Annotated in this window: 10 protein-coding genes and 1 tRNA gene; 1 reads left to right on the top strand and 10 read right to left on the bottom strand. The window is 42.8% G+C overall.

Annotated elements, in window-relative coordinates; translation table 11 throughout:
• Positions 1–292: 292 nt before the first annotated feature.
• The 3 genes from PHU20_RS03380 to PHU20_RS03390 form a co-directional block, all read right to left on the bottom strand.
• Positions 293–369: transfer RNA gene (locus tag PHU20_RS03380), tRNA-Pro, on the bottom strand.
• A gap of 62 nt (positions 370–431) precedes the next feature.
• On the bottom strand, positions 432–1,346 hold the full coding sequence (locus PHU20_RS03385) for an alpha/beta hydrolase (protein ID WP_274823930.1): 915 nt from the start codon (positions 1,344–1,346) through the stop codon (positions 432–434).
• Between the two features lie 16 nt (positions 1,347–1,362).
• A complete protein-coding gene (locus tag PHU20_RS03390) occupies positions 1,363–1,968 on the bottom strand; it encodes a M15 family metallopeptidase (RefSeq protein ID WP_274823931.1) in 606 nt (201 codons plus the stop codon).
• Between the two features lie 207 nt (positions 1,969–2,175).
• Between PHU20_RS03390 and PHU20_RS03395 the strand changes: the two genes are divergently transcribed.
• Entirely contained in the window at positions 2,176–3,324 is a 1,149-nt protein-coding gene (locus PHU20_RS03395; protein ID WP_274823932.1) for a glycoside hydrolase family 130 protein, read from the top strand.
• Between the two features lie 62 nt (positions 3,325–3,386).
• Here the strand turns inward: PHU20_RS03395 and PHU20_RS03400 are convergent, their stop codons facing one another.
• The 7 genes from PHU20_RS03400 to upp all read right to left on the bottom strand — a co-directional run bounded on the left by PHU20_RS03400 (position 3,387) and on the right by upp (position 11,862).
• Positions 3,387–4,268, bottom strand: a complete 882-nt coding sequence (locus PHU20_RS03400) for a helix-turn-helix domain-containing protein (RefSeq protein ID WP_274823933.1) — start codon at positions 4,266–4,268, stop codon at positions 3,387–3,389.
• A gap of 442 nt (positions 4,269–4,710) precedes the next feature.
• Positions 4,711–4,896, bottom strand: coding sequence for a YgaP family membrane protein (locus PHU20_RS03405; RefSeq protein WP_274823934.1), 186 nt, complete (start codon positions 4,894–4,896; stop codon positions 4,711–4,713).
• Positions 4,897–4,920: 24 nt separating this feature from the next.
• The gene (locus tag PHU20_RS03410) at positions 4,921–5,226 is read right to left on the bottom strand and encodes a hypothetical protein (protein ID WP_274823935.1); all 306 of its coding nucleotides are present in this window, start codon (positions 5,224–5,226) and stop codon (positions 4,921–4,923) included.
• A gap of 151 nt (positions 5,227–5,377) precedes the next feature.
• A complete protein-coding gene (locus tag PHU20_RS03415) occupies positions 5,378–8,572 on the bottom strand; it encodes an efflux RND transporter permease subunit (protein WP_274823936.1) in 3,195 nt (1,064 codons plus the stop codon).
• A gap of 91 nt (positions 8,573–8,663) precedes the next feature.
• Complete coding sequence (locus tag PHU20_RS03420; RefSeq protein WP_274823937.1) at positions 8,664–9,740, bottom strand: efflux RND transporter periplasmic adaptor subunit; 1,077 nt, start codon at positions 9,738–9,740, stop codon at positions 8,664–8,666.
• Between the two features lie 26 nt (positions 9,741–9,766).
• Entirely contained in the window at positions 9,767–11,071 is a 1,305-nt protein-coding gene (locus PHU20_RS03425; RefSeq protein ID WP_274823938.1) for a TolC family protein, read from the bottom strand.
• A 137-nt stretch (positions 11,072–11,208) separates the two neighbouring features.
• Entirely contained in the window at positions 11,209–11,862 is a 654-nt protein-coding gene (upp, locus tag PHU20_RS03430) for a uracil phosphoribosyltransferase (RefSeq protein WP_274823939.1), read from the bottom strand.
• Between the last annotated feature and the right edge of the window lie 28 nt (positions 11,863–11,890).

Raw genomic sequence — 11,890 nt, forward strand, 5'->3', positions numbered from 1 at the left:
GTTTGGCAAACCTCCCAGGACAGGATTTAAAGAATCCTTAAAAACCCTCACTGAAAATAGAAAAGTGAAGGCTAGCGCCTTCTCCCTTTTTTTGTCTCCTTCAACTCACCCAAACTGGGTTTGGCAAACCTCCCAGGACAGGATTTAAAGAATCCTTAAAAACCCTCACTGAAAATAGAAAAGTGAAGGCTAGCGTCTTCCTCCTTTTTTTGCTTCCCATGTTCGCACAAACAGGGTTTGGCTCCATTGGAAACAAAAAAAGTGATTTGCTAATGCAAATCACTTTTCTGCTTGGTCGGGATGACAGGATTTGAACCTGCGACCACACGGCCCCCAGCCGTGTGCGCTACCGGACTGCGCCACATCCCGAATTAGGAATGCAAAAATATAAAAGTTAGACAAATTAACATCTATGTTTTATAGAAATATTTTTACTCCTTAAGACTTTCCATCCATTCGAACATACGTTCGGTCCATCCCCTCAGGAGTTTATCCTTAAGTGCCAAGGAAAATCCATGCCCACCTTTCGGATAGATATGCATTGTTGCGGAAACGCCCTTATCCTTTAAAGCTTTGTAAAACAACAAGCTGTTCTCAACAGGTACCGCCCCATCATCGGTGGCATGGAACAAAAAAGTAGGGGGTGTATTTACGGTCACCTGTTTTTCATTGGAAAAATAATCGATCATTTCCGCGGTTGGGTTATCCCCTAACAAAGCCTTTCTGGATCCGGAATGGGCAAATTCACCGAAAGTAATCACCGGATACCCCAAAACCATAAAGTCAGGTCGGGCACTTAAAAGGTCCACATCATCCATCTTGGCATACACCTGATCTTCAAAATGCGTACCCAATGTCGCCGCCAAATGTCCCCCGGCGGAAAAACCGATAATACCTATCTTTTTGGGGTCTATGTGAAAATCCCCTGCTTTACTACGCACCAACCGCATAGCGCGTTGTGCATCCATCAAAGGCACTTTGTACTTCTCCTTTTGTGAGACATCGGACGGAAGCCGGTATTTTACGACCATGGCGGCAATCCCTTTTCCATTTAAATATTTGGCGATATCGGAACCTTCCCAATCATAGGCCAATACCTGATAACCCCCACCCGGGAAAATGACCATTGCCGTACCTATGGCATTCCGTTCTGAGGGAAGATAGACCTCCAACGATGGCTCTTGAACCTTACGTACATATAAAATATCCTTGTATTCCCGTATTTCCCGTTCGTCGAAAGGTATGTGATTTGGAACATTATCTTTTGGCCATAGTGGCATAATGGTGTCTTGGGCTATCATCATATTGAAAAATAGAAATGGAACACTCAGTAATATAGATTTCATATCCCCTTGATTTGACCTAGTTACATTCCCACTTAAAATCGGCCACCTTATCGTTCGAACCTGAGGTAAGGTTATAATGCCACCATTCGGTTCGTATAGACCAAAAGCCATGTTTTTCCATGGTTTCTTTCAATAATTTCCGGTTATCCAATATATTTTGAGGCAAATCCAGATTGTCATGATAGGCCCTTTTTCCAAAATAATCGAAATCCGTACCCATATCCAATTCTTTCCCATCCAAGGTTACCAGGGTAATATCCACGGCCCCACCTTTATTGTGTATGGACCCCTTTACAGGATCTGCCACATATTGGGGATTCGGAACGATATCCCACATTTTGTATTGCACCGAATTGGGCCTATAACAATCAAAGAATTTTATCTTGACCCCTTTTGTCCTAAACTCCTTATTCGCTTTTAAAAGGGCTTTTGCCGTCTTTACACGGGTGTAACATTCGGCACACTCATACACCTTGGCCTTAAGAAAATTATTGGTCGTGGCATAACGCATGTCAAAGGCAAAACCGTCATCAAAATCTGCCAAACGCACAAAGGTAGTATCTGCCAAACCCTCGAAAGACCTGAATTTTTCCGTAACGTCCTTTTCAACTTTTGTGGTCATTTCAACATCCTTTGGAGGTAGGACGGATTCCGTTTTTCCCTTTATTTCCTTACAATTATAAATTAAGATCAAACTGAAAATTAAAAATAATCGACCCATATTGCTGTTTGAAGATTTGATTCCGTTATATTTAATAGATTGAAATAAGAATGTCCAAGTTACATATAATTCTTTGTTCGATCAAAACCGAAAGATATCAAAGTTCTAATGAAAAAACGCGTTCTTAGTGGTCTTGTCCTTATTCTCGCCCTGGTAAGTTTCCTTTCCTGTAAGGAAAAAAAGGTCACTACCGATCAAACAAGTGACCCTATTTCCTTAAATTGGATGCTCGGGTTCAAAAAAACCACCCTAAATCCGATTATGGTGGCCGACGCCAGTTATACGTTCCTAGACCCGATTTCGAACAAAGAAGTACAATGGCAAAAAGCCGATGTCTTCAATCCGGGCGCCATTGTCAGGAACGACACGGTTTTTTTACTTTTTAGGGCCGAAGACAATCCTAAAGCCATTTTAGGGGAAAGAACATCCCGGATCGGTCTTGCATATAGTACTGACGGAATTCATTTCGACAAATTCCCGACCCCTGTACTCTATCCCGATAACGACACGTACAGCCTGTGGGATCATCCAGGGGGCGTTGAGGACCCACGGATCGTAGAAACCCCTGAAGGTACTTATATCATGCTTTATACAAGTTGGAACAAGAAAGTGGCCCGACTCTCGAGTGCAACCTCCAAAGACCTTAGAAAATGGACCAAACACGGTCCTGTTTTTGAAACGGCCCATGACGGAAGGTTTCTTGATATTTGGAGCAAATCGGGATCCATAGTGACCGAATTGATCAATGGAAAACTGGTCGCGAAGAAAATCAACGGAAAGTATCTTATGTATTGGGGAGAACTCTTTGTAAATCTTGCCCAATCGGATAACGGCATCGATTGGGAACCCATACTCGATAAAAATGGGGAACCCCTTCAAGTCTTTAAACCCTCCCCCTACGAATTCGACAGTCACTTGACCGAACCCGGACCTCCTGCCCTTTATACCCAAAATGGTATTCTACTACTGTACAACGGCAAGAATCTGAACGGGGAAGGTGCCACTGACAAGGTACCCGAGGGCACCTATTGCGGAGGACAGGTACTCTTTGACAAAGACGACCCTACCAAGGTTTTGGCACGATTGGAAAACCCATTTATCTGTCCGGATCTTCCCCATGAAATCACCGGACAATATAAGGCCGGCACAACTTTTATTGAAGGTCTCGTTTATTTTAAGAACCAGTGGTTCCTATATTACGGCACCGCAGATTCCATGATCGGGTTGGCTATTAAAAAAAATTCCGTGGGCATATGAAACCGCATGTTCCACGTAGACCATTTTTAGTCATGAACGGGACCAAAAAGGAGGTATGGAATTTACAGGATGCGTTTAATTCCTGAAAAATCTTCCCGGAACTTGGTTGGGGTCCGATTTTTGTTCTTTTTAAATACCCTATTGAAATTGGCGATGCTGTTGAAACCGCATATAAAGGCTATTTCCGAAATGGCCAAATCGCGCTCGACCAAGAATTTGGAGGCATATCCGATCCGCACCTCATTCAAATAATCCACAAAAGTTTTCCCTGTCCTTTTCTTTATAAACCTATTGAAGGACACACTGCTCATATTCACCAGATCCGCAGCTTCGGTCAATGTTATCTTTCGCGCATAATTCTGTTGTACGAACTCGTATAACTTCTTGATTTTCTTACTGTGTTCCAAATTAGGGGGCTCCGGGGTCAATGTGGAAAGTAAGCGTTGGTTTCTTGATATCGCCAAATCATAAAGGATGGAAAGCATTTCCATGAAATTATCCATTCCATCCATTTTTGCGACTTTCAAAATCCTGTCCTTGATCGACAACGACACTTCTTTGGAAAACAGGATGCCGTGTGTACTTCTATCAAACATTTCCCTTATGGGCCTCATTACACTTCGGTGCAAGAAACCCTCTTCAAACAAATCGATTTGGAACTGGATGGTCACTTCCCTGATTTTCGTATTGGCACATACATGCTTTTCCCATACATGATATAGATTGGGACCTACCAAAACCAATTCGACATCATCTATCTCTTCCATACTGTCCCCAATGATCCTACGTACCCCTTTGCCATTTAAAATGAAATTAAGCTCGTACTCCGGATGGTAATGTATGGGATAATCAAAAAATTCCTTGGTCCTGTCTTCAACCAAAAAACTATCTTCGGAAGACAACGTAACGATTTCCCTGTGTATTTTTTTTAGAATATCCACCATACTTAGGCCAATTTTGAATCAATGCATAACCCCAAGATACCAATACCTAAAAAAGGACCTAACTCCTTCATTTGGACAATGTCTTTAATCTTCGTGAGCCTAAGCAATTTAAAGAATTAATCCCTAAATATCGTATGATAGTGAATTTAGAGTCATGGTTTGACAAAATATGATAACATTCCGAGTCTTTTTATAAACCTATGGAAAATGCCCTTTACATGACCGTAAACCCTATGGATCGTAGGCATGACGAAAGGGCGTAGGTATGTACCCTTGATTTTGCAATACATGGGAATTCGATTCATTTGATTACCTCCCCCCTACCGATGAAGGATTTTTTCAATCAACGTCACGGAGCACCGAACCGAGGAAACATGTTTAAACCGGACATCGACTGATGGGACAATCGTCCCAAAAGGTGTACCGAACAATTTTTGCCTTCTTATTTCTTAACCCCAAGTTTCAATAATATCGATTCCAACAAACACCATTTGGTAAAGGCGGATTGTATCATATTGACACCTATGAACGCCGTAAACCACAACCAGTTGATGTTCACATAAATGGCCAATGCAACACTCAATAAAATAAAACAACCTACGATAACCCTAAAATATGTATTCAACATGAGATTCAATTTTTTTGATTTAATTTATATACTTCGCTCAATTGGAACAACGACCGCCTTAATCGGGTTGTCGGTTTCCAAATTTTCATTGAATGCTTTGATCAATTCAAAAAGCACATCGATCTTATCGGCAGCGGTGAATGAAAAAAACAAACTCGACTCTACGCCTCCTTTTACATTCGGAAACCACGTCGATCTCATCACTAGGGAGATGGGGTTCTTATATCCGTCAATATCAGAACCACTGAAGTTCTCGATCCCGGCCTTTTTAAAAAGGTCCATCACCTGCTTTTCATACTGTTCTACAACAGTAACCATTAATAGCTTCATACGTTTACATCTTTTTAAACATTACTAAATGAATCCATCCAAAACAGGGAACGCGCCCTACAGCTGTGCCCTCAATTTAGGAATACCACCTTTCCTATCTTAGGTAACATCCTTACAAAACCCTAACCTAGGAAACTCCATTTTCTTCCTCTTATTTGTAATTCTTACGTTCGATCATATAATACACCAATGGCACCACCAACAGTGTCAAAACGGTCGATACAATCGTACCTCCCATAAGTGAAATGGCCAATCCTTGGAAAATAGGGTCAAATAGAATCACAAAAGCCCCGATTACCACCGTACCGGCCGTCAACAAAATAGGGGTCGTACGTACGGCACCTGCCTCAATGACCGCCTGTTTAATGGGGATACCTTCCGCCAGACGTAGGTTTACAAAATCGATCAACAGTACGGAATTCCTTACCATGATCCCTGCCAGTGCAATCATACCGATAAAGGACGTGGCCGTAAAAAATGCCCCCAACATCCAGTGTCCCAAAACTATACCCACTAAAGAAAGGGGTATTGCCACCATCATGACCACCGGCGCCTTAAAGTTCTGGAACCAACCTACGATCAAAATATAAATAATCACAATGACCCCTAAAAAAGCGATTCCCAGATCCCGGAATACTTCTAGGGTAATTTGCCATTCCCCATCCCATTTTACCGTATAATCATCCTCAAAATCGGGTTGTTTTATATACAGTTCATCAATGGAATAACCTTCGGGCAGGTTAATCTGTTTCAACTTGTCGGTCATTCCTAAAATGGCATATACGGGACTTTCCAATTCCCCGGCCATATCGGCCATGACATAAACCACCCGTTTTTGGTTTTTACGGTATATACTTTTGGCCCTAGTGGTTGGCCGTATTTCAACCAATTCACCTATGGTTATCATCTTGCCCAATTGTGATTTGACCTTTAACTGGGCGATATCACCAATGGTCGATTTTTCCTTTTCCTCCAAGGCCAAAATCAATCCGACTTGATTTACGGCATCTTCGTCGTACAAGGTGGCAACTGCCCGTTCTGACAAAGCCATATTCATCGTATGGGCAATTTGTTGGGGTGACACCCCGTATAACATCGCTTTTTCCTTATCAATGATGAATTCATATTCCACTTGGTCGGCCTCCACCATCCAATCGACATCTACAACATCATCGGTATTTTTTAGAATTTCCTGAACCTGATTGGCAATATCGACCTGCTTGTCGTAGTCGGGACCATAAATTTCACCTACGATAGTCGACATTACAGGAGGTCCTGGTGGCACTTCAACTACCTTTATATTCGCATTGAATTTCTTTCCAATCCGCTGTATTTCGGGACGTAACAAACTTGCAATTTCATGACTTTGTTCGCTACGTTCGCCTTTGTCGATTAAATTAACCTGAATATCGGCCATATTGCTCCCTCCCCTTAGGTCATAATGTCGCACCAGTCCGTTGAAGGTTATCGGGGCGGAGGTGCCCACATAGGTTTGGTAGTTGACCACTTCGGGGCGTGTGGCCAAATACTGTGCAACCTCCTTGGCGACAACCCCCGTCCTTTCCAAAGTGGTCCCCTCAGGCATATCGATGACCACCTGAAATTCGTTCTTGTTATCAAAAGGCAACATTTTCACGGCCACCGATTTGGTGAAGAACAAACCAACCGATGCCAGTAACAAGAAAAAGGTAATTCCCAAAAACATCCATCTTTTGGTCTTATTCTCTATTAAGGGTTTTTCAAACTTTTCATACATGCGATAAATAAAAGAATCCTGCATGGGCTTCTCTTCTTGGGCTTCTTCCCCTTTTTTCTCCTTTTCCCTAAGAAAGATATATCCCAAATAGGGGGTAATCGTCAAAGCGACGAAGAGTGACAACAACATGGCAATGGAGGCACCTATCGGCATCGGACTCATATATGGCCCCATCAAACCCGATACAAAGGCCATGGGCAATACCGATGCGATAACCGTGAAAGTAGCCAAAATAGTGGGGTTACCTACTTCATTGATCGCATATAAGGCCGCCTGTTTAAAGGGGAGTCGCTTCATTTTAAAATGGCGGTGCATATTCTCCGCAATGATGATCGAGTCATCGACCACTATACCCGTAACGAAAACCAAAGCAAAAAGCGTAATTCGGTTTAATGTATAATCGAGCATATAATAACTCAATAAGGTCAAGGCAAAGGTTATGGGAACAGACAGGAATACCACCAGACCACCACGCCAGCCCATGGCCAGCATTACCACGAAGGTCACGGCAATGATGGCCCCGATCAGGTGCATCAATAATTCCGATACCTTATGGGAAGCTGTTTCCCCATAATTACGGGTAACCTCCACATGGACATCATCGGGAATCAAATTCTTCTTCAAGTGAGTTACCTTATCCAAGATGATATCGGAAATCTTCATGGCATCGGCCCCTTTTCGTTTTGCAATGGAAATGGTGACTGCAGGATACTCCGAATTAAAAGCAGCAGCTTTTTCGCTGGCCTGACCAAAACCCAGGGCCACATAATCCTTAGGAATCTCAGGACCATCTTTGATACTTGCTATTTGCTTTAGGTAAATTGGCCTATTCTGCTGAATACCAACGACTAAATCCCCGACATCTTCCATGGTTTCCAAAAATTTCCCTGTGGTCACCATAAATTCAGTATCACTTTTATCAAAAGAACCCCCGCTCAATTGCTGGTTATTCGCCTTGATCATTTGGGCCACGGTAAGGAAATCCAATCCGCTCTCGGCCATCTTTTCCTTATCCAATACTACCCGTAATTGCCGACTTCTACCCCCGATTTCCTGGGTTGCCGAAACGTCATTGATCTTTTCGATCTCATCGGTCAGTTCCTGTGCAATCTGTTTAATACGATAATCATCGTAAGTTTCGCTCCATAAAGTAAGCGCAAGCATCGGCACATCATCGATAGCCCGTGTTTTCACCAAAGGAAACGTAACGCCCTCTGGCATGATATCCATATGCTTATTGATTTCGTTATAGAGTTTTACGAATGAACGCTCAATATCCTCCCCGACATAAAACTGGACAATGACCATGCCCTTCTCTTCCATCGAGGTCGAATAGACATATTCAACTCCCTTAATATTGGAGATGAGCTTTTCAAGGGGTTTTGTCACCCGGGATTCGACTTCGGTCGGACTTGCCCCCGGATACCCCACAAAGATGTCTGCCATGGGCACATCGATCTGTGGCTCCTCTTCCCTTGGAATTAAAAAGGAGCTATATACCCCGATGACCATGAATACGATCATCAAAAGGACCGTTAATTTGGAACCTATGAATAATTTGGCGATTTTACCAGCTAATCCTTCTTTCATGCTTTTGATTATTAAGTTTTTTGGCGTTCCCTTTTGAAAGGAACCCCTAAATGGGCTTGATTCCCGTCATTTTACGGGCCTTGCGCATTACCTATTGGATATTGATCCTCGCTCCGTTATACAATTTTCCTTCCGAGGAAATTATATATTGTTCCTCTGGTGACAAGCCCGATAGCACTTCTACTTGATCCCCTATGGTCCTTCCCAGCCGCAGCCATCTCAATAAAGCCGTATTGCTCTGGCTCACCGTGTAAATACCGGTCAATTCCCCATTGGTGACAATAGCCTCTTTCGGTATCATCACGGATTGTACATTTTCTTTTGGGGCCAAAGGAAAACGTACCGTAGCGTACATTCCCGATAATATTTTCCCATCGGTCTTATCCAAGACCACTTTCACCATATATTGCCCTCCGGTATTTTTGGCCGAAGTACTGATCTCCATCACTTTGCCCTTTACCGTGGTATTCAAGGATTTCAATACCACCGCTACCTCGGTATCGGGTTTGATATTCAGGATTTCGGATTCGGGCACCATAGCCAATACTTGGAATTTTCCAGGAGACTCAACCTCCAACAACGGCATTCCCGGGTTGGCCATATCACCCTCTTTAATAAACTTATTGGTCACTATCCCATTAAAAGGTGCTCGGATATTGGCATATGAAAACTGTGCATTCACCTCATTTTTCATTTGCCTGGCAGCTTCCAACCGAGCTTTGGCCATATTGTAATTTGCCGTTATGTCATCGAGCTCTTTTTGGGAAGCACTATTTTCTTTGAACAAGGCCGTATAGCGGTTATAATCTTTTTCAGCATTGTCATACGCTGCGGTAGCTTCGGTAATCCCCGCATTGACCTGGGCTAATTTCGCAGACAGATCCGCTTCACTGATACTGATCAACTGCTGTCCTTTGTTGACCCTATCCCCTACGTTCACATAGATCTTATCGACAAACCCCATCATTCGGGTACTCAAATTGGCACTGTTCACGGCCTCTACCTTTCCACTGGTGGATAAGAAAGTAGCGCTGCTTTCATTTGATACCGAATTAACCGAAACATTCACTGCCGGTGAAGTATCGGCCACGGCCTTCTTATTCCCGTCTCCACAACCGGACATTATAACTGAAAGGGAAAACAATCCTATGATTATTATATTCTTCATTTTGATCTTTATTTTTTGCTGTTGAATTATTCTTTGGTTAAAAACCTTACATATGCCACGGCATAATTATGTTGAAAAATGGTTGCATAATATTCCAATTGTTTTTGGGCATATTGTGTTTCTGCCATTAATAGATCCGTGGTTTTTTCCAGACCCTGTTCAAATCGATTGGTCCGAATACGAAGCGATTCCCCGGATTGTGCTAAGGCCAGAGCCGTAAGCTCCAAGTTGTTTTTCGCATCTTGAAGCATACGTTTGGCCCTATTCAGCTCAACCTGACTTTCTGCTTTATATTGATTAAGTTCCAATTTCGATTTTTCATACTCGGCCCTACTTTTCTTTACTTTACCAAAGCGTTTAGAACCTTCGAATAGATCCCACTTCAGCTGGGCTCCGAACATATAGCCATCGGCATCCCCTTGAAACACTTCATCGTCATGCAGTTCATAGGTACCAAAGGCATTCAATCGTGGCAAAAAGCCCATTTTATCGGACCTATACATTTGTTTATAGGCTTCTGCAGCGGAAGACATGGCAAGAACGTCCTTCCTGTTCTCCGGCAAGTTCTCAAAATCGACCTCATGGGCGATAATGGTCAGGGAATCTACCGGTTGTAAAATCCGGTAACTCACATCGTGCATCAAAACCGAAAGTTGGTTCGATGCGTTCATTATATTACTTTGTGCATATTGCAATTGGTTATCGATTTCGGTAACCCGGACCTGAACAGCCAAGACATCCGATTTTTGCAAGTAGCCTTGCTTAAAACTGTTATCCGCCAATCTTTTATTCTCGAGGGCTGCCTCCTTGGCTTTTTGTAAGACCTGTACCGTTTTATAGGACAATTGCAACTGCATATAGGCCTTATCTACCATTAACCGTATATAATCCTGTTTACGTTCTGCTTGGAGTTGGGTGGCCGTTAATTTGGCCTTCGCGGCTTTACGCTGATACAATCCGTCAAAATTCAACAGGGGTTGCTGTACTTCTATCCTAGTGGCATAATCCTCTATTTGGGATGGATCATTGAGCATTTGTGGGTCAAAATCGGCTTGGGTCAGTATTTCTTGGTTCAGTTTTGAACCAAAGGCCATTAGGGGGTTCGTAGTCGCCATGGCCGTGTGCGAGACGCTGATATTAGGGAGTAAAACGGCATTGGTTTGGTTATAATCCCCTTTGGCAGCCAAAACCTCTTGTTCGGATATTTTAAGGGTGTGGTTCCCTTTCAGTACATTGGCAATTACTTCATCCTTGGTTATCAAAACGGTTTCTTGGGCTTGTACCCCCTGAAACGCAATGATAAAGGCAATTATAAAAAGTATGTTCTTCATTACACCATTAATTTGGCGTAAAATTATAAGTAGTCAAAGGACCTGGCAGTAACTTATGTTACCTTGATTTGTAACAAATGTTACCTACGCTGGCTTGACAAGAATCAGCTACAAAGCTGACGCCAAAAAGTATGGGTTTATAACTTAACCCCAAAAGACAAATCACCTGCATCCCCTATACCGGGAAGTATATATCCTTTATTCGAAAGTTGATCATCTATGGCCGCAATCCATAAATGCGTACCTTCCGGAAAGACTTTCTTCACATACTCAACCCCACTCCTGGAACCGATTACCGAAATGATATGTATTTGTTTAGGTTCACCGTGGGTCTTTAATACCTTCAACACATTCTCCAAGGTCTTGCCCGTGGCCAACATCGGGTCGGTAAGTACCAAGGTCTTGTTGCCCAAAGAGGGGGCCGCGAAATATTTGACGATGACTTCAAAGTCGTCCCCACCATTGGGGTGATGTCGATAGGCAGAGATAAAGGCATTCTCAGCACGGTCAAAATAATTCAATAGGCCTTGATGCAATGGTAATCCGGCCCTTAACACCGAACAAAGCACAAGATCATCAATAGGTAAAGAGATATCCTTGGTACCGAAAGGGGTCTGTACGGTTTTGGTATCGTAATTCAGGCTCTTGCTCATTTCATAACAAAGAACCTCCCCAATGCGTTCAATATTCCTTCGAAATCGCATAGGGTCTTTCTGGATTGCGACATCACGGATTTCGGCAACAAATCGATTCAATACGGAAAATTCCGATTCAAAATCATGCAATATCATACACTTAGTATTTAAACCCTAAAATACG

Origin of the sequence: Maribacter polysaccharolyticus, from assembly GCF_028882255.1 — a bacterium.
In the GTDB taxonomy this organism is placed as follows: domain Bacteria; phylum Bacteroidota; class Bacteroidia; order Flavobacteriales; family Flavobacteriaceae; genus Maribacter_A; species Maribacter_A polysaccharolyticus.